We start from the raw sequence: 24,119 nt of genomic DNA on the forward strand, positions 1-24,119 counted from the left end.
AGCAGGGGATGGCTGGCCCGTGAGCAAGGCGACGGACAAGGGCACGCCAGTGATCGAACCGCGGCGCGCCGAGGATGCGCGGATTTCCAACCGCCGGCTGGTGTTTGAGACCATCTGCCAGCGCGCGCCGATCAGCCGGGTGGAAATCGGCGGGCTGATCGAGCTCAAGCCGCAGACCATTTCCTCGATCACCCGCGAACTGCTCGACCAGGGGTTGATCAGCGAGGCCGGGCGCTCGAGCGGCACGCGCGGCCAGCCGCAGATCTATCTCGAGCCCAATGCAAGGGCCGGGTTTTCGATCGGCGTGCATCTTGATCGCAATGTCTGCAATTTGGTGGTCTGCGACCTCAAGCGCAGCGAGCTGGTGCGGCGGCGCATTGCCTGCGACACCAGCCTGCCGCGCGAGACGCTGCGGCAGGTGGCGGCGGAACTGGATTCCGCGCTGGCCGAGGCCGGCGTGCCGCGCGACAAGGTCTGGGGCATCGGGCTGGTGCTGCCCACCTTTGGCTCGGATGTCTATGACTTTGATTTCTCAATGCCGCATTGGGAGGCCTGGCGCGATGTCGGCTTTGCCGATGAGCTGCGCAGCCTTTCCGGCCTGCCGATCCTGGTGGAAAACGACGCGACGGCGGCAGCCATTGGCGAGCGCTTCCAGCACGGCGACGCCAGCTTGAGCAGCTTTGTCTATTTCTACATCGCCCGGGGCACGGGCGCGGGCATCATCATCGATGGCGCGCCTTACAAAGGCTTTGGCGGCAATGCCGGCGAAATGGGCCTGTTGCCCGTCTTCGGGCTGGATGGCTCCCCGGTCTGGCCCGAACACCGCACGGTCGACGTGCTGTCGCTGGGCGGGCTGGCGCAGGCCTGTGGCGTGACGGAAGATGCGCTGGTGCCCGAGGAGTTGCATCGACTTTACCAAGTACGCGACCAGCGCCTGATGGAATGGCTCAAGGCGGCCTCTGACACGCTGCGCGACGTGACGGCGGTGTTCGAAGTGCTGCTCGATCCCGAGTTCATCGCGGTGGGCGGAGCCATGCCGCGGACCATCATCCAGGCCATGGTGGACATGGCCTATCCGCTGCGGCCGACGCCGGCGGCGCGGCGCGACCGCAGCAAGGCGCGGCTGGTGGCGGCCGAGCTGATCGAGGATGCGGCCGTGCGCGGCGCGGCGCTGCTGCCGATCTTTGTCAACACCAGCCCCAATTTCCGGCACCTTTACATCCGCCAGATCGCCCAGGACCAGCGACCGTTCGACCGCTAGCGCTGGCACTGCCAGGGCGAGCCCATGGCGAGGCCTGGCGATCTCCACACAATCTGCACCATTCATCAACCGCCCCTGCACGGGCGCGCCGCAGGGTAATCTCGGGTCCCCACCGACCCAGGACTGTCCTTCAGTCTCCCCTGCGGCCATATGTGCGGCCCGCCCCCAAGAGCGTTGCACATGTGGCCGCCCCCACTTTTGGCCTCGCCGTAACTCTGGACCTATCGACCCACCATGGACACGATCACGACTGACCGCCTTATCCTGCGCCCGTTCCGTGCGTCCGACGCCGAGGCGCTGTTTGCCTATCTGCATCAGCCGAGCGCGAGCTGCTTTTACTCCATGGCGCTGGCCGACATGGCGGCCGCCGAAGCGGAAGCCGCGCGGCGCAGCACCGGCAGCGAGTTCATTGCAGTCGCCCTAAGGGATAGCGACGTGCTGATTGGCGATCTCTTTGGCATGGAGCCCGAAGAGGGCCCTGGCGCGTTCGATGGCGATACCTATTCGTTGGGCTGGAACTTCAACCCGGCCTATGGCGGGGCCGGCTATGCCACCGAGGCGGCGCAGGCGCTGGTCGACCATCTGTTCACGGCCGGCCACGCCCGGCGACTCTACGCTTATGTGGAGGACCATAATCTGGCGTCGCAGCGCCTGTGCGAACGGCTGGGCATGCGGCAGGAAGGGCTGTTCCTCGATTATATCTCGTTCCGCAACGAGGCCGGCGAGCCGGTCTATGAGAACACAATGCAATATGCGCTGCTCAAGCGCGAATGGGCGGCGCAGCAGCGTCGTTCCGCCTAGGCGCGAGTGGTCCGGGCGGCACCCCACCCGGACCGTGCAACGCCGCTAGCGCACAGCGCAGACGACATAATCGTCCAGATACTGCCAGATGGTGCCGGTCTGGCGGAAGCCGGCGCTGCGCAGGGTTTCAAGGTGATAGCCGAGCGTCACCTTGGCCGGCGGAATCTTGCCCAGCCAGACCGCTTCGCGCTGCTTGGCGGCAGCGGCGAAATCGAGGCGGGACTGCGCCGCGTCCCACCATTGATCCCAGGTGTCGGTGCCCGATCCAAAGGCGCGCTCCTGGTTGGCCTCGTCATCCTGTCGTGCCAGCCCGCGCAGGGCAGGCTGGGCGATGTCGTCATAGAGCAGGTGATCGGCATTGAGGAACAGGCCGCCCTCGACGATGCGATCGGCCAGGGCGAAATAGAGCTGGGCCAGATGCTGCGGCGCCAGCCAATGCAGGGCCGTGGAGGAGACGACGGCATCAAAGACGCCATCGATGCCACTCAGCCAATCGAGCTGGTCGAGATCGGCCTCGAGGACCGAGACGGTGTCCTGGCCGGCGAAGATCTCGCGGGCAATGGCCAGCAGCACCGGATCCTTGTCGACGGCGACTATGCGGGCCTCTGGCAAGTGGGCCAGAAGGGCGGCGCTGAGCGAGCCGGGGCCACAGGCCAGATCAAGCACGCGCGGTGCGCGACCGCATTGGCGGGCAATGGCCTCGACCATGACGGTGAAGCGCTGGTCGCGGTGCCGGATATAGGCGGTCTGCTGGGCATCCCAGCGGCGCAGCAGGTCGGATGAAGACGGATAGGTGGTCATGGCAAAGGCTCCGGGCTAAGGGCATCGGCAAACACCAGGTGCTGCCGCCCCGATGGGGTGGTGATGGCGGTGGCGGGGACGCGATAGATGGCCGAGACGCGCTCGGGCGTGAGCACCTGCGCAGGGGCGCCAATGGCCAGAAGGCGCCCGTGGTCGAGCAGGGCGATGCGGTCGCAATAGCGCGCGGCGAGGTTGAGATCGTGCAGCACGACGAGAGTGGACAGGCAGAGGCTGCGGACAAAGGCCAGCACATCGTGCTGATAGCCGAGGTCGAGATGGTTGGTCGGCTCATCGAGCAGCAGATGGCTGGCCTGTTGGCAGAGCGCCCGGGCAATCAGCGCGCGCTGCACCTCGCCGCCCGAGAGATGGCGCAGCGGCTGGTCGGCCAGGGCGGACAGGGCCACGCGGTCGAGCGCCGCTTCGACGGCGGCCCGGTCCCCTGCCCGGTTGCCGCCGAACCAGGCCTGATGCGGCAGGCGACCGAGCCCGACCAAATCGGCCACGGACTGATCGCCATCGAGCGGCTGGCCCTGCGGCACCACGGCAATGCGACGGGCGACGGCGCGCCGCGACATCTGCGTCATCGGCACGCCATCGAGCAGGATATCGCCAGCGTCGGGCTGTAGCGCGCCATAAAGGCTGCGCAGCAGCGTGGTCTTGCCCGAGCCATTGGGCCCGACGACACCGAGCATCTCGCCATCGCGCAGCATGATGTCGATGCCATCGATCAGGCTGCGTCCCTGGCGGCGGACGGTGATGGCCCGGGCGTCGATCACGGCAGTTTGGAGAGCTTGTCGGCCAGCACGGTCGCGCCCTTGATCGACATGGGCGTCGGCGGATCGGTGAACGAGAAGGCGAGCGGCACGACGCGGCCGGCCTTGACTGCCTTGAAGCTCTCGACGCCGGGCACGGAGTTAAACGCGGCCAGCACATTGTCCGGCGTGCCCTCGGAATAGAGCAGCACGATTACGTCGGGATCCTTGCCCAGCAGTTCCTCGGTGCCGGCCTCAAAGACGCGTTCGTCGGTCTGGGCATAGACATTGCTCAGGCCCGCGGCGGCAAAGACCGGGGTGACCATGGAGCGGGCGCCATAGGGATAGAGCGTCTTGCCGCCGGCAGCGACATAAAGGGCAAAGCCGGTGCCATGGTCCTTGCCGGCAGCGCCCAGGGCCGCAACATCGGCCGTGAGCGCAGCAATGCGCTTGGCCACCAGATCGGCCTTGCCCAGCATGGCACCAAAGGCGGTCAGCTGGTCATAGACGCGATCAAAGCTGGCGGTGCCGCCGGGAATGAGCGCGGTATCACTGCAATAGGCCGGCGGCGAATAGAGCGGAATGCCCGCCTCGGCCAGCAATTGCCGATCCACCGCGCTTTCCGGCGCCAGCACGAGATCGGGCTGGGTGGCGATGATGGCCTCGAGCGCAATCACCGAACCACCGGTGGCGCCCTTTTCGCTGGCGATCAGCGGCACCTTGGCGAGGGCGGCATAGGTGGCGTCGTCATAGACATTCTCTGCCGGCTCGGAAGTGCGGGCGACCAGCAGGTCGAGCGCATCCAGTTCGCCCAGCAGCGCGACATCATCGGTATTGACCATGAAGATGCGCTTGGGGGCCGCCTTGAGCGTAACGGTGGAACCGCAGTTCTGCAGCGTGACGGGGAAGGCATCGACGGCAAAGCCGGCCTGGGACAGGCCCAGGGTCAGGCCCGTCGCCAGCAGCATGGTGCGCAGAGTGAACACGGTGGATTTCCTTTCGTGGGAGGGAGACTAAAGGGCCTGCCGCCCGCTGTGGCGGAGCAGCAGGAGCATCAAGGGCGCGCCGACAATGCCGGTGACCACGCCAATGGCCATTTCGGTGGGCGGGAAGAGCATGCGGGCGGCAATATCGGCCAGCAGCAGGAAGCTAGCGCCAAGCAGGGCTGACGCGGGCAAGACGAGGCGATGCCGGGTGCCGACCAGCGCCCGGGCCATATGCGGCACGATGAGGCCGACAAAACCAATGCTGCCGGCGCCGGCCACCATGACGCCGACAATCAGCGAGACGCCCAGCATCAGCGCCAGTCGCGTTCGCCCGGGATGCACGCCCAGGGCAAAGGCCGTGTCGTCGCCGGCGGCCAGGGCATCGAGCCGACCGGCGGCAGCAAACAGCGCCAGCGCCGCCAGGGCGGCCACCGCGAGACAGAGCTGGGCCATGGGCCAATGCACATTGGCCAGCGAGCCGAGCAGCCAGAACATCACCGAACGGCTGGCCTCGGGGGAATCGGAGGCAAAAATGAGAAAACTGGTGGCGGAACTGAGGGCATAACCCACCGCCATGCCGGCCAGGATCAGCCGGAAGGGGCGTGCCCCGGCGGCCTTGCCGCCAATGGCGAGGACCAGCAGGATCGAGATCACCGCGCCGGCAAAGGCGGATAAAGGCAATGTCAGCGCGCCGCCCGCACCGGCCAGCACGGTGATGGCAAAGGCGGCGCCGGTCGAAGCGCCCGAACTCACCCCCAGCACATAGGGGTCGGCCAGGCCATTGCGGACAATGGCCTGCAGCGCTGCGCCGGTCATGGCCAGGGCGCTGCCCACGGCCAGGGCCATCAGAATGCGCGGCAGCCGGGTGATCCAGACAATGGCGTCGGTAGCCTGGGTCCAACTGGCCTCGGCCGGCAGGCCCAGGCTATGCCGGCTGACGACCAGCAACACGGTCAGCGGATCGATCGGTACAGGCCCCAGGCCCACCGAGATCACCGCCAGCGTGGCGGTACCGAGCGCCAACAGCACAATCACCAGTGGCGGCGCCAGGACGTGACGGCGGCGCAGGGGCGGCATGACGGTTGCCACGCCGGCCGGCCGAGAGGTCACCGATTGCACAGACCACATGAACAGATGCCACTTCGCCCAGGAGACGGGATGCCCAGACGCGACAGCGTTTCCGGGCGGTCGTTTGGTAACGTAATAACATTACACAATCAATCAGCAATTTACCGGGATAGCGGCTGCCCCCTGATCGACAAGCCGGACCGGGCAGATTATCTATAAAACATGAGCACTGCCAAAGCCGACACCCTCGCCGAACAGATCAGCCGCGCGCTAGCCAGCCGCATCATTGCCGGCGCCATCGCGGCCGGAACGCGGCTGGGTCAGGATCATATCGCGGCCGAGTTCGGCGCCAGCCACGTACCGGTGCGCGAGGCGTTCCGGCGGCTTGAGGCACAGGGCCTGGTGGTGAGCGAGCCGCGCCGCGGCGTGCGGGTCGCCGGCTTCGGGCTGGAAGATGTGCGCGAGGTCGCCGAGATGCGCGCGGCGCTTGAGGTGCTGGCGCTGCGCAATGCCATGCCGCATTTGACCAAGGCCATTCTGGACCAGGCCGAGGAGGCCAATCGGGCCGGCGATCGCGCCCGCAACGTGGTTGCCTGGGAACTGGCCAATCGCAGCTTTCATCGCATTATCCTGAGCCCCTGCGGCATGCCGCGCCTGCTCAAGGCGATCGATGACCTGCATACTGCCAGCGCGCGCTTCCTGTTTTCCGGCTGGCGCGCTGAGTGGGAAGCCCCGACCGACCGCGATCATCGCGTGATTCTGGACGCACTGCGGGCCGGACAGGCCGAAACGGCCGCCGCCGCCCTGTCGCGGCATGTGCAGACCATCGGTCTCAAGACCCCGAAATAGTCCCGGTTTCCGGCACGCTGTGAGCGTCTTGCGGCCCGGCTTTACACCGGGCTTGCCAAGCCTGCCTGGCTGTGAAAAGTTTTAGCGATAGATTCCATATATTATCTATAATTTACAGAAGGACACCGACGCATGTCTCCAGTGAGCGCAAACGCCAAGCCGAGCCTGTTCAGTCCCCTCAATCTGCAGGCCCGGTCCCTGGCCTGGAAAGCCGCTGCCGTGGCCATCGGCACCGTGGTGCTGGCGCTGGCCTCCTATATCGAAGTGCCGCTGGTGCCGGTGCCGGTGAACATGCAGACCCTGGCGGTCACGCTGATCGGCGCGCTCTATGGCTGGCGCCTGGGTGGGTTGACGGTCGTGGCCTGGCTGATCGAGGCCGCCATGGGCCTGCCCGTGCTGTCGGGCGGCGCGGCGGGCGCGCATCACTTCGTCGGCCCCACCGCCGGCTATCTCTTCGCCTTTCCGCTGGTCGCCGCCATGACCGGCTTTCTGGCCGAAAAGGGCTGGAACGGCACTCGGCCGCTGCTGGCCTTTGTGAGCATGCTGGCCGGCAACGCGCTGTGCCTGGCCCTGGGTGGCGCGTGGCTGGCCGTGGTGATCGGCTTTGATGCGGCGCTGCAGGCAGGCGTGCTGCCCTTCGTGCTCGGCGGTGCGCTGAAGTCGGCCCTCGCCGCCGCCCTGCTGCTGGCCTTCAGCCGCGCCACTCCCAACCGCGCCGCCTGACGCGCCGGCCCGTCGCCCAGAATGCGCCTGGCGGGCAAAACGCCCGCCAGGACACGTTGGAACGCCCCAGCCACACCCGCCCGCAGGCACAACGGCGTCACGGCGAATTCTATGGCACGGCGTCGAGAGTGCCTGCGGCTGGTGTGCCCATGGCGCCCGCGTTACCGGGCTGCCCGGACTCGAGCTGGGCCTGGAGCCGGTTGAAATCGACGCGTGGAATGCTCTGGATCAGCATGCGGGTATAGCTGCTCGCGGGCCGGTCGAAGACGTCGGCAACCGGGCCTGTCTCCATGATCCTGCCGCGCTGCAGAACCGCGACATGGCGCGCGATCCGCCGGACCACGCCGAGGTCATGGGAGATGAACAGCATGGTCGTGCCGCGCTCGCGGCACAATCCGGTCAGCAGGTCCAAAATCTGCGCCTGCACGGACAGGTCGAGCGCCGAGACCGGTTCGTCGGCAATCAGGATATCGGGCGACAGCGACAGGGCCCGGGCAATGGCGACGCGCTGGCGTTGCCCACCCGAGAGCTGATGCGGGAACCGTGTGGCAAGGCCCGGATCGAGCCCAACGCTGCCCAGCAGATCCTCGATCACGGCGCTCCGCCGAGACGGCACGCCGATGCCATGCAGGTCGAGCGCTTCCCTCAGGCTAGCCTGGACGCGCATGCGCGGATCGAGCGCGGCCAGCGAATCCTGAAACACAACCTGCATGCGCTTGCGAAAGGCCAGTTCCTCGCGACCGCGGTAGCTGGCAATGTCGCGGCCATCGATGCGCACGGCACCCGAGAGCGGCTGCAGCAGGCCCAGGATCACCCGCGCAAGCGTCGATTTTCCGGAACCGCTTTCCCCGACGAGGCCGAAGATCTCGCCGCGCGCCACACTCAGACTGACCCGGTCCAGCGCCAGCGCGTTGCTTTTTGGCGCCGGCCAGGCACCGGCGTAGCGCAGACTGACGGCGTCGACTTCAATCAGGGGCGTCATGACAGCGGACTCCAGCATAAGGCATGGGCCCCGCCTGGAAACGGCTTGAGGGGCGGCGGTTGCGAACAGGCCATCGCGGCGTGCCGACAGCGGGGCATGAAGGCGCAGCCGGGCGCCAGATTGTGCAGATCCGGCGGGCCGCCCGCGAGCCTGGGATGGTGGGCCGGCGCTTCGGGCAGTGCCGAGATCAACCCTGCGGAATAGGGATGGCGCGGGCGGGTGAAGACTTCGGCCACCGTGCCAGTCTCAATGATCTGGCCGGCATACATGACGGCCACGCGGTGAGCGATATTGGCGACGACTCCCAGATCATGGGTGATGAACAGCATGGCCATGCCGCTCTGGCGCTGCAGATCAGCGAGCAGGGCCAGAACGCGCGCCTGCACCGAGACATCAAGCGCGGTGGTGGGTTCGTCGGCGATCAGCACCTGTGGCTGGCGAATGGCCGCGAGGGCCAGCATCACGCGCTGCCGCTGGCCGCCCGAAAGCTGATGCGGATAGTCGCGCGCAGCCTTGTCCGGGTCTGGCAGGCCGACTGCCGCGAGCATGTCGCGCGCATCGCGGCGCGCCGCGGCTGCGCTGAGCGCAGGATCGGCCGCCTGCGCCGCTTCGGCGATCTGGGCGCCGATCCGCATGACCGGGTTGAGGCCGCTGAGCGCATCCTGCGAAACCATGGCAATGTCGCGCGCCCTGACGGCGCGCAGCCGGTGTGCGGGTGCGGTGATCAGCTCTTCACCATGCAGCCGGATGGACCCGGACAGCGTGGCCCGACCATCGACAAAGGGCGGCGAAAGCAATTGCACGATGGACTTGCCCAGCGCGGACTTGCCCGAGCCGCTTTCTCCGACCAGGGCCACCACCTCATTGGCGGCGATGTCGAGATCGATGCCACGCAGGACCTTGAGCGGTCCCATCCTGGTTGCGAACGACAAGGTCAGGTCGCGTACACTGAGAAGGGTTTCAGGCATCGAGCCACTCATCGACGCGATCTCGGATGGCGTCGCCTATGATCTGGAAGAGGAGCGTGATCGCCACGATCACAATGGAGGGCATGCCGGAGATCCACCACGCATTGACGAGATAGTTGCGGCCATCGTCGATCATGCGGCCCAGCGAGGCGACCGGCGGTTGCACGCCCACGCCCAGAAAGCTCAGGCCCGCCTCCATCAGCAGCACCCCGGGAAAGCTCAGCGTCAGGATGACGGCCAGCGGGGAAGCGAGGTTGGGCAGCACGTGGCGGAGGGCGATCGTGAGGTTTCTGGCGCCCAGCACCCGCGCCGCCTCGATATAGCCCTGCTCGCGGATGGCCAGAACCTGGCCGCGCACCAGTCGGGCATAGCCCTCCCACTTGACGAAGCCGATCAGGACCACGAGCACCCAGGTCTCGGTGCCCAGCAGGGCAATGCCGCACAGCATCAGCAGCAGATTGGGCAGGGAGATGAAGACATCGACCACGGTCATGATGATCCGGTCGGTCCAGGCGCCCGCCAGCCCGGAGATGATGCCCAGCGTAACGCCGAGCACCGCCGAGAAGACGAGGCCGAGCGTGGCTATGCCGAACGAGGTGCGAATGCCCCACAGGCAGCGCGACAGGATATCGCGGCCAATCTGGTCGGTTCCCAAAGCATGGCCCCAACTGCCGCCGAGCCCGACAGGCGGAGCGGCCCGGTTGAGCAGATCGACCGCATCAGGATCGTGCGGACTGATCAGTGGCGCGAGAAAGCCAGCCAGGATAATCAGGCCGAGCGCCAGCGCCGCCAGCATGAGGCGGCTGGGCTTGGGGATGGTCGCCGTTTCCAGGGTCATGGTCATTTAGCCTCCGACGCGGACACGGGGATCGATCAGCGTGTAGAGCAGGTCGATGACCAGGTTGATGAGAACGACAAGGCCGGCATAGGCGACAACGCCGAACTGCAGGACCGTGAAGTCGCGGTTTTCGACCGATGAGACCAGCACACGCCCCACGCCGGGAAGCGAGAACACCGCCTCCACAAAGACTGACCCGTTGATCAGCCCGGCGATCTCGAGACCGAGCACGGTGACCAGGGGGACCATGGCATTGCGCAGCACATGTCGGCGCGCGATGCGCCCGTTCCCCAAGCCCTTGCTGGCGGCCGTCATCACATAGGGCTGCCCGATGGTGTCGAGCATGGCTGCGCGCATGAACCTGGCAATGCCGGCCACCATGGGGATGGCCAGCGTGAGGACGGGCAGGATGTAGTGCTGCGGCGAGGACAGGCCGGACGCCGGCAGCAGACGCAGATAATAGCCAAACAGCAGGATCAGGCCGATGCCGAAGACAAAATGCGGCACCGCATAGCCGAGAAAGGCCACACCCATCAGCATGCGCTCGGTCACCGCGCCGCGCCGCAGCGCCGACAGCGCCCCAATTGGAATGCCCAGCGAAATGGCGATGATCAGAGCCAGCGAACCGACCGCCAGCGTCGCCGGCATGCGCTCGGCATACATTTGCCAGACAGGCTCATGGGTGAACAGCGACCGGCCGAAGTCGCCGGTGAGCATCTTGCCCAGATAGAGGGTGAACTGTTCCCAGATCGGCAGGTCGAGGTTCCAGCGATGGCGCAGGGCCTGCGCCGTTTCCTGGGTCAGGCCTTCGGGAAACATGGTGTCAAACGGTTCGCCTGACAGACGGACCGTCAGGAACGCCACGACGAGCACGAACAGCATCGTGACCTGGGCCCTGAGGAACCGCCACGACATGAATCTGAGCATGAACCACCCCTTTGGCAAAGACGGGCGGAGGCATGCCTCCGCCCATTGCGCTTACTTGCTCGCGTCGAAGGTCACCTGTCCTGCCCGCAGGGGCAGCACATAGGGCCGGTCATTCGGCGGCACGGCAAAGGCGATGTCATCGCGCATGCCATAGAGCTCGTGCGGCTGGTAGAGCAGGATCCAGCCGGACTCCTGTTCGGCCAGGCTGAGCAGCTTTCGATAGGCCTCCTTGCGCACCTCGGCCGTTTCGCCGTAGCGCACGATCTCATAGGTTGGCAGCCATTCGGGGTTCTGCGGCTGCCAGAGCTTGTCCTCATAGACCCAGGACGAGGTGGCCCAATGGGTGTCCATCACGCCCATGGGATCGGGGTAATACATCGGGTTCGACCAGGCCCGGACGTTGAACTTGGTGTCATCGTATTTCTCGACCTGCTGCAGCTCGAGATTGATGCCGCAATCCTTGTACTGCTGCTGGATCACCTGGGCGGCCAGGTCACCATAGAGGTAATAGCTCTTGGTGAACTGGGCGACGATCGGCTCGCCCTTGTATCCGGCCTCGGCGAGAAGCCGTTTGGCCTCCTCCGGGTCGTGCTTGATGAGGTCAAGTTCGGGCATGTAGTAGGGCGCGCCATATTCCTCGAACTGCAGGGCATGGGGCACCTTTGCCTTGCCGCCCCACAGACCATCGACCAGCGCCTGGTGATCGACGCACAGCTTCATGGCCTGGCGCACCAGGGGATTGCTGGTGGGCGCGTTGGACATGTGCAGGATCCACACATGGAACATCGGCCAGGTGACGCCCATGGTCTTGACGCCGGAAACCGCAAGAGCGCTTTCCTGGTCGGGCGGAATATTGGTGATCAGGTCGAACTCACCATTGACCAGGCCGGTGACCCGACTGGCAACTTCGGAAACCAGCTGGAACGTGAGCTTGTCGAACGGCGCCGCATCGCCCCAGAAGTCACCGAAGCGTTCCATGACAACCTTGTCCTTGGGCACGAACTCGGTGACCTTGTACGGACCGGTGCCGACGGGATGGAGCGATGCCTCCTCGTAGCCGACGGCGTCGTAGTATTCCTTGGAGGTGATGCCGGCCTGGCGGGCCGAGATCAGGGTCTCGAACAGCGGGTCGGGACGCGCGGTGTGGATGCGAACGGTCATCGGGTCGACGACTTCGACATCGGTGAAATTGTAGAACCAGCGGCCCCAGGCGGAGAAGAAGTTCTCGTCCTCGTGGTGGAAGACCCGGTTGAGCGAAAAGGCGACGTCCTGGGCATCCATGACGGTGCCGTCATGCATCTTGACGCCTTCGCGCAGCTTGAACTCCCAGACCGTGGGCTCGATCTGCTTCCATTCGGTTGCCAGGCCAGGCTTGAAGGCCAGCGGATTGGCATAGAGATCGCGCTCGATCAAGGTGTCATAGACCTGATACAGCTCGGGCGCGCTGTCGTTGCCGGTTTCGGTCTGCGGATCAAAGCCGGCGCTCTGGGTGGCGATGGCGATGCGCAGTTCCGCTGCTGCAGTGGCGACCGCCAGGGCCGACACCGAAAGCAGTGCGGCGCTTGCGGCCGCCAAGAGTTTCATTCTCATTTCCTGGATCCTCGTGTGAGTGAAGTGCACCGCTCTGGCCGCTCACGGCAGCCAAAGCGGATTGGTCCAGGCGCGGCGCCCGCGGTCGTCGACCACGGTGACGCGGCACCAGTTTCCCTTGAATGACGCCAGCTCAAGCCGTGCCTGGGTCAGGCCGGGCCCGCCCACCGGCGCGTGCTCCCGGGCGCTGTCGCTGACGGGCCCCAAGGCCATGATGGCGCTGGCCGGCGAGCAGGAGACGACGAGCTCGTCGCCCTCTACGCGAATGTCGGCGATCTCTGGCCCTTGGGTGGAGTAGTAGGCACCGGCATGGAGCGCGGCGAGCAGCGCCTCGGGTGTGTTGGTCTGGGCCTTGACCATGACCCAGCCGCCGAAGGCATCGCCGTTCTTCCAATGGCTGTCGTCGACGGCGAGGGCATTGAGCTTGCGGCCTTCGGAGAGCAGTGCGTCATACATCACCAGGCCGTCGCCGCGGTCGGTATGCACCTGGCTGGTGTGATTATAGACTTCCACGGCATGCGCCGCGTCCAGAGCGCGGCCGTCCTCGATGGTGAGCTGGTACCAATGGGGATGGGCAAGGCCGATGAAGGCGCCGGCGTGGCGGGCCCGCCAGGCGAGTTCGGGTCCGGTCTCCTCGGGCGCCGGCGGCGCAAAACCGAACGGCAGCCCGACAGCGAGAATATGCCAGTCCACACCGCGCGCGGTCGCCGGCGCATGCAGCTCGGCGCCGATCAGAGTTGTGAACCCAGCGTCGCGGAAGGCCCGCGTGTCGGTGATCGGATAGCCGTAGTTGGGGCGAAAATGGTCGGTGATTGCGACGAAGTCGTAGCCGGCGTCCCGGTACAGGGCACAGACCCTGTCGGGCGTCTGCCGGCCGTCGGAGTTGGTGGAATGCCCGTGGACATTGCCTTTGAAAAACTGGCCGGGCGCCGAAAAAGCCGCAAGCATGTGCCGTGATCTCCCTGTGCTGCCGCGGTTGGATCGACCGCGCAGGGAGGAAGAAAAGGACTTTAGGTGACAGAGATATTGCGGGATCGCAGGCGCAGCCGCGTATCACACTATGTTCACACCAAGCTGGGAGCTTGGCCCCAATCCACTCGCGATATCTCGGTTTTTCCGCGGAGGCAGGATGCAGCAACCGAATTGGCGCCACATCTATCAGCTGCTGCGAGACGATATTCTGTCCGGCACTCTGGAGGATTCCACGCTGCTGCCACCCCAGCACGAACTGGCATCACGGTTCGGGGTCGGTCGTCACACGCTGCGTCGGGCCCTGGCCGCGCTGCGGCAGGACGGGGTGATCGCCGGTGGCCAGGGGGGCCGGGCGCGCGTGGTTGCTGAACGCATCCATCTGCCGGTTTCCCTGCGGACACGGTTCTCGGTGTCCACCGAGAGCCTGGGGCTGCCGTCCGGGGCGCGACTGATCTCCCGGCGGCACCGCGTTCCGTCTGCCGATGTGGCGCGGATGCTGGGTCTGACCCGCCAGACCGCCGTGCCCGTGGCTGTCATCCTGCGCCATGTGGGCGATCTGCCGGTGTCTCTCAGCTCGCATTACTTCGCCCCGGCGCTCGTCAAGGCGCTGCCGGAGATTCCCGAGACCAGTCCGAGCATCACCCAGACTTTGGCCGATCTGGGCATAACGGACTATCTGCGTCGCCAGACTCTGGTGTCGGCGCGGCTTCCCGCAGAGAGCGAGGCCGTCCATCTCCAGGTTCGGCGTGGTGATCCGGTGTTGTCGTTGGTCGGGCAGAACGTGATGATGGACGGCGCCCCGCTGGAAGTATCGGTGTCCACCTTTCGCACCGACAGGCTCGACCTGCGCTTTGTCTTCCAGGACGCCTGATTTGGCAGGCCGCCCGCCCGCCTGGTGTCCATCCAGGCGCCGGCCGCTGCGGGCACCGGTCACGGCCTCTGCAACGGAACAGAGTCTGCTGCAAAAGCCACGGTGGCGACGCGCCGCCAATCAAACATGACTTTACTGTTCATATTATTCTTGACGGGCCAGTTCATAGATCCTAATCACCTGCTGCAAAAGGATTTTCCAGAGGCAGGTCAATGGGACCGTCGAAGCAGGCTAGTGTGGGGATCGATCCGCTCGTGGTGGATGGCCTGCGCGTCGGCTACGATGACGTCACCATCATCGACGAACTCAACCTAGTGGTCCGCAAGGGGGCTTTGACCATCCTGGTCGGGGCCAATGGCTGTGGCAAGTCGACCTTGCTCATGGCCATGGCCCGCATCCTGCGCCCCGCCAGCGGCCATGTGCTGCTCGACGGCAAGGATATCCATCGCGTGGCAACGCGCGACGTCGCCCGCACGCTGGGCCTGCTGCCGCAGGGGCCGCTGGCGCCGGACGGGCTGACCGTGCGGGAGCTGGTCGCGCAGGGACGCTTCCCGCACCAATCGCTGCTGCGGCAATGGACAGAAGCCGACGAGGCTGCGGTCAATGCGGCCATGGCTACGGCGCAGGTGGTCGAGCTGGCCGACCGTACGGTCGATTCCCTGTCGGGCGGGCAGCGCCAGCGCTGCTGGATCGCCATGGCGCTGGCGCAGGAAACCGACCTGATCCTGCTCGACGAGCCGACGACGTTTCTTGACCTCAAGGTGCAGGTCGATGTGATGAACCTGCTGGCCGATCTGGCGCACAGCGCTGGGCGGACCCTGGTGGTGGTGCTGCACGAGCTCAGCCTGGCCGCAGCCTATGCGGACACGCTGGTGATGATGAAGGCGGGGCGCATCGTCTGTTCGGGCACGCCCGATGCGGTGTTCACAGCGCCCAATATCAAGGCTGTGTTCGATCTTGATGCCCATGTGCTGCGCGATCCGACATCGGGGCGACTGTTCTGCATGCCGACACGCGGCATGCCGGCCCGGAGCGCAATTGTCTCGGCCATGGCCATTGCATGACCAGCTCACCCCCGCAATCGTCCGTGGCGCAGACCGGGCGCTGGCTCGGCCTGCCGCTGGCCATGGGATTGGTGGGGGCTGCGCTGTGCCTCAACATCGCCATCGGCGCCAAGCTGGTGCCGCTCGATGTGATCCTAACGGCGCTGACTGCGCGCGATCCCGCCAATTTCAGCCACACCATCATCTGGGACCTTCGCCTGCCGCGGGCGTTGATCGCCATCCTTGTGGGGGCGTCTTTGTCGGTTGCCGGCGCCCTGATGCAGGGCGTGACGCGCAACCCGCTGGCCGAGCCGAGCATTCTGGGGCTGATGGCCGGCGCGTCCTTTGCCGTGGTCATCGGCCTGGGACTGCTGGGGCTGGCCGACAATGCATCCATTCCGCTGATGGCGGCGGGCGGCGCGCTGGGCGCGGCGGGCCTGGTTTATCTCATCTCGCGCTGGGTCCCCGGTGGCGCGACGCCGCTGACGCTGACGCTGTCGGGCGCGGTAGTGACCGCCTTTCTGGGCGCATTGACCTCGGTGGCGTTCCTGCTGCGGGAAAATGCCTTTGACTCCTACCGCGTCTGGCTCTCGGGCTCGCTGGCCGGCCGCGACATGTCCCTGTTGTTGACGGCCGGCCCGCTGCTGGTGATTGCCCTGGTGCTCTCGATTGGCCTGGCCCGGCAAATCACCGCGCTCGCCATGGGCGAGGCGGTGGCGCAGGCGCTGGGCGTGCGCACCTTCTGGCTCAAGGCGCAATTGCTGGTGTGTGTCGTGGCGCTGACGGCCGGATCGGTGGCCCTGGCGGGCCCGCTAGGCTTTGTTGGCCTCGTGATCCCCCATGCGGTGCGCCTCTTCACCGGCGCGGACTATCGCTGGATTGTTCCCTATGCGGCTGTGGTTGGCGCGGGCTATCTGCTGCTGGTCGATGCGACGGCGCGTGTGCTGTTCCGGCCGGCCGAAATCTCCACCGGCATCGTCACCGCGCTGATCGGCGCGCCGATCTTCATCTATCTGATCTGGCGGCGAGTGCGCTGATGCCTATGGCCGGTTCCGCGCGCTGGTTTGTCCTGCGGCTGTTCGGCGAGCGGCTGGCGCTGCGCCTGCCTGTTCCCGCGCTGGTCTGGTTGACGGCTTCGCTGGTGCTGCTCGGCGCGGTGCTGGCCTATAGCCTGACCACGGGCAGCCAGCCGACCAGCCTCGAAGAGGTCTGGCGGACGCTGACTGGCGAGACGGTCAGCAGGGCAATCGACAATGTCATCTGGGAATTCCGCTTTCCCCGCGCGCTGGCGGCCGCGCTGGTCGGGGCGATGTTCGCCCTTTCGGGTGCGGCCCTGCAGAACGTCACCCGCAACGGCCTGGCCGATCCCTCGCTGGTGGGCGTGTCGCAAGGCGCCGGCCTTGCCGTTGTGGCGCTGACCGTGTTGTGGCCAGCGAGCCTGGCCGAGCTTCGCCCCTTTGTGGCCTTTGCCGGTTCGATGCTGGTCGCCCTGCTGATCCAGGGCCTGACATGGACCGCCCGCGGCGCCAGCTCGGTGCGCTTTATCCTGATGGGCGTGGGCGTGGCGGCGCTGATCTCGGCGGGCACATCGGTGCTGATGACCTATGGCGAGATCGAGAAGGTGCTCTCGGTGCTCACTTGGCTCAATGGCTCCATCAACGCCGCCAATTGGGATGATGTCTATATGCTGGCCGGCTGGTCCGCGGTGCTGCTGCCCATGCTGTTGCTGCTCTCGCGGGCCACCGCCGCGCTGCGCATGGGCGAGGCCACGGCTGCGGCCCTCGGCGCGCCGGTGCGCTGGGTGCGCTACGGGCTGATCACAACCGCGGTGGGCTTTGCCGCGATCGGCACCGCCGTGGTCGGGCCGCTTGGCTTTGTCGGCCTGATCGCGCCGCATGCCGCGCGCCGGCTTGCCCCATCTGGCGTGGGGCTGCATCTGCTGCTGACCGCCACGCTGGGTGCGGTGCTGGTGAGCCTGGCCGATCTGGTCGGCCGCAGCCTTTTGGCCCCTGTGCAGATTCCGGCGGGCCTCCTCACCGACCTGATCGGCGTGCCGATCTTTCTCATCCTGCTGCGGCGCGCCGCGCGGGGCAACGCCCTTTGACCCAGACAAGGATACCTCATTGATGAAACTGCTCTTTGCCGCTGCCGCTATGCTGGCAGGCCTGCTGGCTGGCCCCGCCCTTGGCCAGGACACCCGTACCTTCGCGGCCGGCAACGGCACGGTCACGGTGCCGGTGCATCCGCTGCGCATCGTCTCGCTGCACGATCTCAGCATCACCCTGCCGCTGGTCGAATTCGGCGCGACCGAGCGGGTTGTCGGCAGCCACGGGCGGCTCGAGGAAGACAATGTGCCCTATATCCGCGGCGCCAAGGAGCTCTACGAGACCAGCTTTGAGAATACCGACATCGCCTTTCTCGGCGTGTTCGGCGAAATCGACCTCGAGCGGATCGCCGGACTTGAGCCCGACCTGATCATCGGGCGCCTGGGCAATGACGATGCGCTGCTGGCCAATCTGGAAAAGCTGGCGCCGACCGTGCTGCTCGACCAGCAGAAGCTCGGCTTTTTCGGCAGCATGCAGGCCGTCGCTGACCTGGCCGGCGTGCTGCCCGACTATGAGCGGCAATTGGCCCGCTACCAGGCCGAGATCGCCGAGTTCAAGCGCCTGGTGCCCCATGCCGCCGACATTTCGGTGGCGATCCTGCAGCCCTGGCCCGAGGACGGCTATATCGCCGCCAACAAGCAGTATTATGCACTGTCACAGGTGGCCCTCGATGCCGGCTTGTCGATGCCGCCGTTGATTGCCGGGCTCGATGAGCCCTCGCTCGACATGAGCCCGGAACTGCTGCCCGAGGTCGATGCCGACTTCATCCTCACCTCCTATGAGGGCCTCTATCCCGGCCAGCGCAGTCCCGACGAGATCCGCGCGGCCTTCGAGACGCTGGTCCCCGGCTATTGCCAGGTGCTCTCGGCCTGCCGGAACAACCAGATGATCTTTGTCGCGCGCACGCCGATCTATTCATCCTCGTTCCGCTCTCTGACCACGGCTTACCAGCTCCTGCTGACCCATATTGCCGGCCGCGGCTTCGTCCCGCTGGCCCAATGATCCATTTTTCGGAGACCTAGACCCATGAAGCGCCTCCTTTTTGCCCTTGCCATCGCCCTGCTGGCCATCGCCCCCGCTATCGCGCAGCAGACCCGCACCATCACCGATCTTGCTGGCCGTTCGGTGGAGATCCCCGCCAAGCCGCTGCGCATCGTCTCGCTGCACGATCTGTCGATCACCATTCCGCTGATCGAACTGGGGGTGTTCCCGGTGGGCAGCCATGGCCGCACCACCGAAGGGGGCGCCCCATTCATTCGCTCCAGTGCCGTGCTGACGGGCGTCGATTTCGACAACTCCGATATCAAGTTCGTTGGCAATAACCCCGCCGACATCGAAGCGATCTCGGCCCTGCAGCCCGATCTGATCCTGACGACCGACTGGCAGGGCACGCCGGTTGACCAGCTTGAAAAAATTGCCCCCACCGTCGTCATCCGCGACGGCGCAAGCCTGTTTGAGACCTATGACTTGCTGGCCGACATCACGGGCACGCAGGACCGGATGGGTTTCCTCAAGGCGCGCTATGACGGCCAGATCGCGCAGATCAAGCGGCTGATCGATACTGCGGGCATCACCACCTCCATCATCCAGGGCAATGACGGCACGTTCTACGTCGAACACACCTATGGCACGCTCGGCCAGGTGCTGCGCGACGCGGGCTTCAAGTTCCCCGCCATCGTCGATGCCATTCCCGAAGGCGGCGAGCTCTATGTACCGGCCGAACAGCTGCCCGAACTGGATGCCGACTTCGTCTTTGCCACCTATCGCACCGATACGCTCGAGACGCCGGCCACCGCGACAGAACGGCTCAATGCCGTGGTGCCCGATTTCTGCCAGTATCTGACGGCCTGCCAGCACAACCAGCTGATCATCATCCCGCGCGAGGAGGCCTCGTCCAACTCGTTCTACGCCCTTGGCGCGATCAGCTACATGATCATCGCCACCATTTCGGGCCGGGACTTCGTGCCGTTCCAGGCCAAGTAGGGCGGTGCAGCATGAGCAAGCACGTCTTCTGCAGAACGCTGGCGCTGGAGCGGGGCGAGCCCCTTGCGGGGACTGGCCACCTCAGCCCGCGCTTTCTGATGCTGGCCTGGCCCAAGGGGAAATGGCGCGTCCCGCGGTTTGAGTCTGTCGACATGAGCCCGGCCTTGGGCGAGGCGATCCGTGACGCGATGCAGTCGCAGGTCACGGACAATTCGGTGGTGCTGGTCGAGGGCAGTCCCGGCCAGGCACTGCCCACGCTGCTGGCCTATCCGGAGGGCCGCTCATACGTCCCAGGCAACGAGGCGGAAACCGTAGCCCTGATCAAGGCCTGGACGACTGGAGAGCCGCTGCCCGGGCCGGTCGACGACCGCATCACCATCCTCTGCTGCACCGATGCCAAGCGCGACGCCTGCTGCGCGCGTTTTGGCTTTGCCACCTTCAAGGCGCTGGTGGCAGCGGCCGATCCCGCCCGGTTCAACGTGCTGCAATGTACTCATCTGGGCGGTTGCCGCTTCGCGGCGTCCCTTATTGTTCTGCCGGCTGGTCAACGCTATGGCCGGCTTGAGCCAACCGACGTACCTGGCTTCCTGGGCGCGCTGGAGAAGGGCGAGGTCTATCTGCCGGCCTCGCGCGGCAATCCGCATCTGGACGAGCCAGCGCAGGCCGCTGAGCTGGCCGCGATGCGCTGGGGGGCGGAGCGGGGGCAGGCCCAGGCGTCCACCCGGCTCGAAGGACGTCACGAAACCGACGCGGACCACATCGTCTTCAGCGCCAGCTCTGGCGAATATCGCCTGTCGGTGACCGTCGCCGCCAAGGTGTTCAGCATCGATGGCGCTTGCAGCGGCATCGATATCGAACCACCAGAGCGTGAAAAACGCTGGTTTGCTACCAGTGTCGTCACTCAAGAATAGCCGGTGCGCACAAGCCAGCGGACCTTGCCGGGCCAGGTGCAGAAGAGCTGCAAGCTGATCCAATTCCGGCGATACCACGAACCGCACAGACTTTATTGCTCTCGAGCAGTCGACACCGCAGCCTGAACAACCCATTGGGGCGGATTGCTGAAAGATCGCTGATCGGCAGCGACATGACGGCTTGCTAGCTGGCTAGAGAAATATGGCGCGCCCTAAGAGATTCGAACTCCTGACCCCCAGATTCGTAGTCTGGTGCTCTATCCAGCTGAGCTAAGGGCGCGCACGGCCGTCTCGGACGGCAGCGTTCAGAAGCAGGGAACGTGTCCCGCTGACTGAAGCGGCGCCACCCATACAGGGGCCTTTTCCGATTGGCAAGCGTGCATGACAGTTTTTCTCCAGCCGTCAGGTTTTCAACAGCAGACTGGCTGGCAGGAAGAGATCGAACTGGGTGCCGACAGGCGGATCGACAAAGCTGAGGCGCCCGCCATGGGCCTGGGTGAGCTCGCGGGCGATGGCCAGGCCCAGGCCGGTGCCGCCGGAGCGGGCCGAGCCCTCGAAGGCGACAAACAGGTTGTCGCGGGCGCGTGGCGGCAGGCCGGGCCCGTTGTCGGCCACCGCGATGGTGACGCCCAGCGGCGTCTGCTCGACAGTGACGGTGACCTTGGGGTCGGTGACCTTGGCGCCGGCGGACTCGAGTGCCTCGCGGGCATTCTTGAGCAGGTTGAGCAGCACGCGGCCCATCTGCACGGCATCGATATTGAGCACCAGGCCACCTGGCACCGCATTGGTGAAGGCGATGGCGGGATGGCCGGAAAGGCGCGCGTCAAAGGCTGCCTCTTCCACCAGCCCGCGCAGCAGCACCGGCGCCAGCTCGGGCGGCACAGCGGTTTCGCGGCCATAGTCGAGCACCGACTGGGCAAAGCCGATGGCGCGATCGAGCGTGGTCACCAGGCGCGGCGCCAGGCGCTGCACATTGGGATCGTCGAGCGTGGCCACCTGATCAGAGAGCAATTGCGCCGAGGTCAGGGTGTTGCGCAGGTCGTGGTTGATCTTGGCGACGGCCAGGCCGAGGTCGGCCAGATGGCGGCGCTGACGCAGCAGGGAGAAAATGTCGGTCTCCATGGCGGCCAGTTCGCGCTCGGCAATGCCGATTTCGTCGCGGCGCTGCGAGGGCGTGATGATCAGGCTGGCGTTCTCGGGCGCGCGGCGGAAGGCCAGCATGTTCTGCGTCAGGCGCCGCACCGGCTGGATTAGCAGCACACTGGCCAACAGGTACAGCGCCAGCGCGGTCAGGATGGCCAGCACCAGCGAGACCAACACGATCTGCACCGAGTAGCGCACCAGGTCCTCGCGCAGCGGCCGCTCGGGCATCAACAGCTCGACCATGGTCTGGTCGAGATCGCCGGGGCCGACAATGCGCAGCGTGCGGCCAGGGGCGGCAAAGAGCGTGTCGAAAGCGCCCAGAATCAGCGTGGGCATGTCGCGGTTGCGCATGTCAGCCGTGACCACTTCCTCAGGAGTCACCGGGTCAGCCAGTTCGATCAGCTGGCTCTGGCCCTCGCGGCGATAGACGATGGCATAGGCGCCCGCCGAGGTCAGCAGCCGGTCGGTCAGGTTGCGCGGCAGGGCCATGACATCGGGCACGGCATCGAGGACGCGGGCACCGACCACGCCGACGCGCAGGCGGTCATCAAGCCAATTGGCGCGATAGCTGGCCAGCGAGGGGAGATAGACCACCACTTCGACAAGGAGAATCACCGCGCTGATCGTGGCGATGAGCTTGATCGACAGACCCGAGAACAGACTAGGCAACACGCGGCGTTTGGTTGGCATGGCCTGACAATACAGGCAAATCCGGCCGCTGCGTAAGTCCCCGACCGCAGGGAATTCAGCGGCGCAGCTGACTCAGGCGGGCGCGCAATGCGGCCAGGCCAGTTGGCTTGCGGCCGGCGCGATCCTGCCAGCCGATATCGATGAGCACGCTGGCCGGACTATCGGGCGGCAGGGCGAGATCGGCCAGGTCAGCGGCCGCGCCACGCCGGGCCATGGTCATGGCGATGGCGGCCACTACCGTTTCGGCGCCGTCCCCCAACATGGCGCCGCCCAGGATGGTACCCTTGGCATCGACAATCAGGCTGGCGGTGCCCAGCGGGCGTCCGGTGGCACGGGCGGCAATGGATTCGGCCAGATTGGCGCGCCGCACGCCCTGTCCCGGGCGCAGCGCGGCGCCGGTCTGCACCATGCCCGTCTGGGCCAGTGGCGGGCTGGTGCGGATGGTCCGCGGGCCGCCCCAAGCGGCGCTGTTCGGCTCCGGTTGGCCGAGGAGCCGCAGGAGCAGCGCCTGCAGTTGGCTCTGTGCCTGGGCCGGGTCATGAATGCCGGCGGCGCCACCGATGGCCGAAATCTGGGGATTGCTGCTGCGCCCATCTGGGCCAAGCTGGATCAGGCCGGGATGGGCGCGGTCGGCGCGCAGGCGCGCCTGGGCCAAGAGCGCGGCATCATGCTCGGGCACATGGCCCATGGCGACCAGCAGATGGGAAATATCAAGCGTGCCAGGGGTCCCGTCGGCGTGCTGCAGGGTGATGCCGGTGCCCTGGCTGCGCGGCTGAATGGCGGTGACGCTGGCGCCATCGAGAATGCGGACGCCTTCGTCGACCAGGCTCGTCAGCAGCATGGCTACCAATTCGCGGTCAAAACCTGCCAGCAGCGGCCCCTGGGGCACCAGGGTGACCTCGGCGCCGAGCCGGGCATAGGCCTGGGCCAGTTCCATTGCTTCGGGCGTGCCGCCCAGCACCAGCAGATGGCTGAGCTTGCGCATATTGTCGAGAATAGTATCGGGCGTGAAATAGGCGACTGCGTCGAGGCCCGGCAGATCGGGCAGCAGGGGACGCGCCCCGGTGGCCAGCACAAAATGGCGGGCCGCCACCTGCGCCTCGCCGACCTTGAGCCCCTTGCGGCCGATAAAGGAGGCCGGCCCTTCGAGCTTGATGACGCCCAGGGCCGCGAGGCGCTCGGGCGTGGTTTCGGGCGCCATATCGGCGGCCAGGGCTGCCGCGCGCTCGCCGATGGCACGGAAATTGGGCTTGGGCTCGGCGGTGGGAATACCCAATGCCGCCGCGCTGCGGATGGCCTCAGCACGATTGGCGCTGGCGATGAACGCGGCGCGTTGCATGGCGCCCTGGGGACTGTCGCCTGGCACGGGCGTGCCCAGATCGACCAATGCCACACTCAATCCGGCCTCGCGCGCCCGCAGGGCCAGCGTCAGGCCCAGCGCGCCTGCGCCGATGATGCAGAGATCGGGCTTGTGGAGATCGGCCATGGCTGCCAATGGCTGGAGAACGATAGCTGGACTTATGCGGCGATCCCGCGCAGAAAACAACGGGGCATGGCAGGCACGGAACTATGGCTTGGCGCGTTGACTTGGCGTCGAGTTTTCCCTATAGACGCCACCAACCCGCACCGTGGGCGCCCAGCGCTTGATGTGTGTCCGATATTCTTGCTCATGAGCAGCCCATCCAGAGGAACCGTGCACCGCGCGGTTTGATGACATGAAACGTACTTATCAGCCGTCCCAGCTCGTGCGTGCCCGCCGCCACGGTTTCCGTGCCCGTATGGCCACCAAGGACGGCCGTGCGATCATCAACCGTCGCCGCCGCGACGGCCGCAAGAAGCTCACGGCCTAAGGCCG

The 24,119-nt window shown here is 66.1% G+C and carries 24 protein-coding genes and 1 tRNA gene; 12 read left to right on the forward strand and 13 right to left on the reverse strand.

The window, feature by feature from the left end; all coding sequences use genetic code 11:
* The first annotated feature begins 19 nt into the window (after positions 1–19).
* Positions 20–1,261, forward strand: coding sequence for an ROK family protein (locus E8M79_RS00680; protein ID WP_248304848.1), 1,242 nt, complete (start codon positions 20–22; stop codon positions 1,259–1,261).
* A gap of 234 nt (positions 1,262–1,495) precedes the next feature.
* A complete protein-coding gene (locus E8M79_RS00685; protein ID WP_137150007.1) occupies positions 1,496–2,062 on the forward strand; it encodes a GNAT family protein in 567 nt (188 codons plus the stop codon).
* A gap of 45 nt (positions 2,063–2,107) precedes the next feature.
* Here E8M79_RS00685 and E8M79_RS00690 read toward each other — a convergent pair whose 3' ends face one another.
* From E8M79_RS00690 to E8M79_RS00705, 4 genes are read right to left on the reverse strand one after another with little or no spacing between them, the layout of a single operon-like run.
* On the reverse strand, positions 2,108–2,863 hold the full coding sequence (locus tag E8M79_RS00690) for a class I SAM-dependent methyltransferase (RefSeq protein ID WP_137150008.1): 756 nt from the start codon (positions 2,861–2,863) through the stop codon (positions 2,108–2,110).
* Positions 2,860–3,639: an ABC transporter ATP-binding protein gene (locus E8M79_RS00695; protein WP_137150009.1), complete on the reverse strand. Its 780-nt coding sequence runs from the start codon at positions 3,637–3,639 to the stop codon at positions 2,860–2,862. Before E8M79_RS00695 ends, E8M79_RS00690 begins: the two co-directional genes overlap by 4 nt.
* Positions 3,636–4,601 carry an ABC transporter substrate-binding protein gene (locus E8M79_RS00700; protein ID WP_137150010.1) on the reverse strand — a complete coding sequence of 322 codons (966 nt, stop codon included), beginning with the start codon at positions 4,599–4,601 and terminating at the stop codon, positions 3,636–3,638. Before E8M79_RS00700 ends, E8M79_RS00695 begins: the two co-directional genes overlap by 4 nt.
* A gap of 27 nt (positions 4,602–4,628) precedes the next feature.
* Entirely contained in the window at positions 4,629–5,678 is a 1,050-nt protein-coding gene (locus tag E8M79_RS00705) for an iron ABC transporter permease (RefSeq protein WP_137150831.1), read from the reverse strand.
* 213 nt (positions 5,679–5,891) lie between these two features.
* Between E8M79_RS00705 and E8M79_RS00710 the strand changes: the two genes are divergently transcribed.
* Both E8M79_RS00710 and E8M79_RS00715 read left to right on the forward strand, forming a co-directional pair.
* Positions 5,892–6,518 carry a GntR family transcriptional regulator gene (locus E8M79_RS00710; RefSeq protein ID WP_137150011.1) on the forward strand — a complete coding sequence of 209 codons (627 nt, stop codon included), beginning with the start codon at positions 5,892–5,894 and terminating at the stop codon, positions 6,516–6,518.
* Between the two features lie 132 nt (positions 6,519–6,650).
* Positions 6,651–7,241 (forward strand): biotin transporter BioY, encoded by a 591-nt coding sequence (locus E8M79_RS00715; RefSeq protein WP_137150012.1) that lies wholly within the window; start codon positions 6,651–6,653, stop codon positions 7,239–7,241.
* A gap of 109 nt (positions 7,242–7,350) precedes the next feature.
* Here E8M79_RS00715 and E8M79_RS00720 read toward each other — a convergent pair whose 3' ends face one another.
* Genes E8M79_RS00720 through E8M79_RS00745 form a run of 6 tightly spaced genes read right to left on the reverse strand, consistent with a single transcriptional unit; the run spans position 7,351 to position 13,494 of the window.
* Complete coding sequence (locus E8M79_RS00720; protein WP_171015649.1) at positions 7,351–8,223, reverse strand: ATP-binding cassette domain-containing protein; 873 nt, start codon at positions 8,221–8,223, stop codon at positions 7,351–7,353.
* Complete coding sequence (locus E8M79_RS00725) at positions 8,220–9,191, reverse strand: ABC transporter ATP-binding protein (protein WP_171015650.1); 972 nt, start codon at positions 9,189–9,191, stop codon at positions 8,220–8,222. The genes E8M79_RS00720 and E8M79_RS00725 overlap by 4 nt, the downstream gene beginning before the upstream one ends.
* Entirely contained in the window at positions 9,184–10,035 is an 852-nt protein-coding gene (locus E8M79_RS00730) for an ABC transporter permease (protein ID WP_137150015.1), read from the reverse strand. Before E8M79_RS00730 ends, E8M79_RS00725 begins: the two co-directional genes overlap by 8 nt.
* Complete coding sequence (locus E8M79_RS00735; RefSeq protein WP_137150016.1) at positions 10,036–10,956, reverse strand: ABC transporter permease; 921 nt, start codon at positions 10,954–10,956, stop codon at positions 10,036–10,038.
* A 51-nt stretch (positions 10,957–11,007) separates the two neighbouring features.
* On the reverse strand, positions 11,008–12,540 hold the full coding sequence (locus tag E8M79_RS00740) for an ABC transporter substrate-binding protein (protein ID WP_171015651.1): 1,533 nt from the start codon (positions 12,538–12,540) through the stop codon (positions 11,008–11,010).
* 48 nt (positions 12,541–12,588) lie between these two features.
* Complete coding sequence (locus E8M79_RS00745; RefSeq protein ID WP_137150018.1) at positions 12,589–13,494, reverse strand: CehA/McbA family metallohydrolase; 906 nt, start codon at positions 13,492–13,494, stop codon at positions 12,589–12,591.
* Positions 13,495–13,675: 181 nt separating this feature from the next.
* On the opposite strand from E8M79_RS00745, the gene phnF reads away from it, so the two are divergent.
* The 7 genes from phnF (at position 13,676) to E8M79_RS00780 (ending at position 20,431) form a co-directional block, all read left to right on the forward strand.
* On the forward strand, positions 13,676–14,389 hold the full coding sequence (gene phnF / locus E8M79_RS00750) for a phosphonate metabolism transcriptional regulator PhnF (RefSeq protein ID WP_171015652.1): 714 nt from the start codon (positions 13,676–13,678) through the stop codon (positions 14,387–14,389).
* Positions 14,390–14,601: 212 nt separating this feature from the next.
* Positions 14,602–15,453, forward strand: a complete 852-nt coding sequence (locus E8M79_RS00755; protein ID WP_137150020.1) for an ABC transporter ATP-binding protein — start codon at positions 14,602–14,604, stop codon at positions 15,451–15,453.
* Positions 15,450–16,469: an iron ABC transporter permease gene (locus E8M79_RS00760; RefSeq protein ID WP_137150021.1), complete on the forward strand. Its 1,020-nt coding sequence runs from the start codon at positions 15,450–15,452 to the stop codon at positions 16,467–16,469. Before E8M79_RS00755 ends, E8M79_RS00760 begins: the two co-directional genes overlap by 4 nt.
* A 5-nt stretch (positions 16,470–16,474) precedes the next feature.
* Complete coding sequence (locus E8M79_RS00765; RefSeq protein WP_248304849.1) at positions 16,475–17,536, forward strand: iron ABC transporter permease; 1,062 nt, start codon at positions 16,475–16,477, stop codon at positions 17,534–17,536.
* Between the two features lie 22 nt (positions 17,537–17,558).
* Positions 17,559–18,539 carry an ABC transporter substrate-binding protein gene (locus E8M79_RS00770; RefSeq protein ID WP_137150023.1) on the forward strand — a complete coding sequence of 327 codons (981 nt, stop codon included), beginning with the start codon at positions 17,559–17,561 and terminating at the stop codon, positions 18,537–18,539.
* A 24-nt stretch (positions 18,540–18,563) separates the two neighbouring features.
* On the forward strand, positions 18,564–19,520 hold the full coding sequence (locus tag E8M79_RS00775; protein WP_137150024.1) for an ABC transporter substrate-binding protein: 957 nt from the start codon (positions 18,564–18,566) through the stop codon (positions 19,518–19,520).
* Between the two features lie 11 nt (positions 19,521–19,531).
* Positions 19,532–20,431 (forward strand): sucrase ferredoxin, encoded by a 900-nt coding sequence (locus E8M79_RS00780; protein WP_137150025.1) that lies wholly within the window; start codon positions 19,532–19,534, stop codon positions 20,429–20,431.
* A gap of 203 nt (positions 20,432–20,634) precedes the next feature.
* Here the strand turns inward: E8M79_RS00780 and E8M79_RS00785 are convergent.
* The 3 genes from E8M79_RS00785 to E8M79_RS00795 form a co-directional block, all read right to left on the reverse strand.
* Positions 20,635–20,711, reverse strand: a tRNA-Arg gene (locus E8M79_RS00785).
* A gap of 122 nt (positions 20,712–20,833) precedes the next feature.
* Positions 20,834–22,264: a HAMP domain-containing sensor histidine kinase gene (locus tag E8M79_RS00790; RefSeq protein ID WP_137150026.1), complete on the reverse strand. Its 1,431-nt coding sequence runs from the start codon at positions 22,262–22,264 to the stop codon at positions 20,834–20,836.
* A gap of 55 nt (positions 22,265–22,319) precedes the next feature.
* Positions 22,320–23,750, reverse strand: coding sequence for an FAD-dependent oxidoreductase (locus tag E8M79_RS00795; RefSeq protein WP_137150027.1), 1,431 nt, complete (start codon positions 23,748–23,750; stop codon positions 22,320–22,322).
* Between the two features lie 229 nt (positions 23,751–23,979).
* Between E8M79_RS00795 and rpmH the strand changes: the two genes are divergently transcribed.
* Entirely contained in the window at positions 23,980–24,114 is a 135-nt protein-coding gene (gene rpmH / locus E8M79_RS00800; RefSeq protein WP_137150028.1) for a 50S ribosomal protein L34, read from the forward strand.
* The last annotated feature ends 5 nt before the right edge of the window (positions 24,115–24,119 follow it).

Source organism: Devosia sp. FKR38, assembly GCF_005222805.1.
Lineage (GTDB): Bacteria > Pseudomonadota > Alphaproteobacteria > Rhizobiales > Devosiaceae > Devosia.

Bases quoted from the DNA above. Each gene is read 5' to 3' on its own strand.
- E8M79_RS00685 (WP_137150007.1), top strand. From the start codon at position 1,496: ATGGACACGATCACGACTGACCGCCTTATCCTGCGCCCGTTCCGTGCG.
- E8M79_RS00690 (WP_137150008.1), bottom strand. From the start codon at position 2,863: ATGACCACCTATCCGTCTTCATCCGACCTGCTGCGCCGCTGGGATGCC.
- E8M79_RS00705 (WP_137150831.1), bottom strand. From the start codon at position 5,678: ATGCCGCCCCTGCGCCGCCGTCACGTCCTGGCGCCGCCACTGGTGATT.
- E8M79_RS00710 (WP_137150011.1), top strand. From the start codon at position 5,892: ATGAGCACTGCCAAAGCCGACACCCTCGCCGAACAGATCAGCCGCGCG.
- E8M79_RS00715 (WP_137150012.1), top strand. From the start codon at position 6,651: ATGTCTCCAGTGAGCGCAAACGCCAAGCCGAGCCTGTTCAGTCCCCTC.
- E8M79_RS00720 (WP_171015649.1), bottom strand. From the start codon at position 8,223: ATGACGCCCCTGATTGAAGTCGACGCCGTCAGTCTGCGCTACGCCGGT.
- E8M79_RS00725 (WP_171015650.1), bottom strand. From the start codon at position 9,191: ATGCCTGAAACCCTTCTCAGTGTACGCGACCTGACCTTGTCGTTCGCA.
- E8M79_RS00730 (WP_137150015.1), bottom strand. From the start codon at position 10,035: ATGACCATGACCCTGGAAACGGCGACCATCCCCAAGCCCAGCCGCCTC.
- E8M79_RS00735 (WP_137150016.1), bottom strand. From the start codon at position 10,956: ATGCTCAGATTCATGTCGTGGCGGTTCCTCAGGGCCCAGGTCACGATG.
- E8M79_RS00740 (WP_171015651.1), bottom strand. From the start codon at position 12,540: ATGAAACTCTTGGCGGCCGCAAGCGCCGCACTGCTTTCGGTGTCGGCC.
- E8M79_RS00745 (WP_137150018.1), bottom strand. From the start codon at position 13,494: ATGCTTGCGGCTTTTTCGGCGCCCGGCCAGTTTTTCAAAGGCAATGTC.
- phnF (WP_171015652.1), top strand. From the start codon at position 13,676: ATGCAGCAACCGAATTGGCGCCACATCTATCAGCTGCTGCGAGACGAT.
- E8M79_RS00755 (WP_137150020.1), top strand. From the start codon at position 14,602: ATGGGACCGTCGAAGCAGGCTAGTGTGGGGATCGATCCGCTCGTGGTG.
- E8M79_RS00760 (WP_137150021.1), top strand. From the start codon at position 15,450: ATGACCAGCTCACCCCCGCAATCGTCCGTGGCGCAGACCGGGCGCTGG.
- E8M79_RS00765 (WP_248304849.1), top strand. From the start codon at position 16,475: ATGGCCGGTTCCGCGCGCTGGTTTGTCCTGCGGCTGTTCGGCGAGCGG.
- E8M79_RS00770 (WP_137150023.1), top strand. From the start codon at position 17,559: ATGAAACTGCTCTTTGCCGCTGCCGCTATGCTGGCAGGCCTGCTGGCT.
- E8M79_RS00775 (WP_137150024.1), top strand. From the start codon at position 18,564: ATGAAGCGCCTCCTTTTTGCCCTTGCCATCGCCCTGCTGGCCATCGCC.
- E8M79_RS00780 (WP_137150025.1), top strand. From the start codon at position 19,532: ATGAGCAAGCACGTCTTCTGCAGAACGCTGGCGCTGGAGCGGGGCGAG.
- E8M79_RS00790 (WP_137150026.1), bottom strand. From the start codon at position 22,264: ATGCCAACCAAACGCCGCGTGTTGCCTAGTCTGTTCTCGGGTCTGTCG.
- E8M79_RS00795 (WP_137150027.1), bottom strand. From the start codon at position 23,750: ATGGCCGATCTCCACAAGCCCGATCTCTGCATCATCGGCGCAGGCGCG.
- rpmH (WP_137150028.1), top strand. From the start codon at position 23,980: ATGAAACGTACTTATCAGCCGTCCCAGCTCGTGCGTGCCCGCCGCCAC.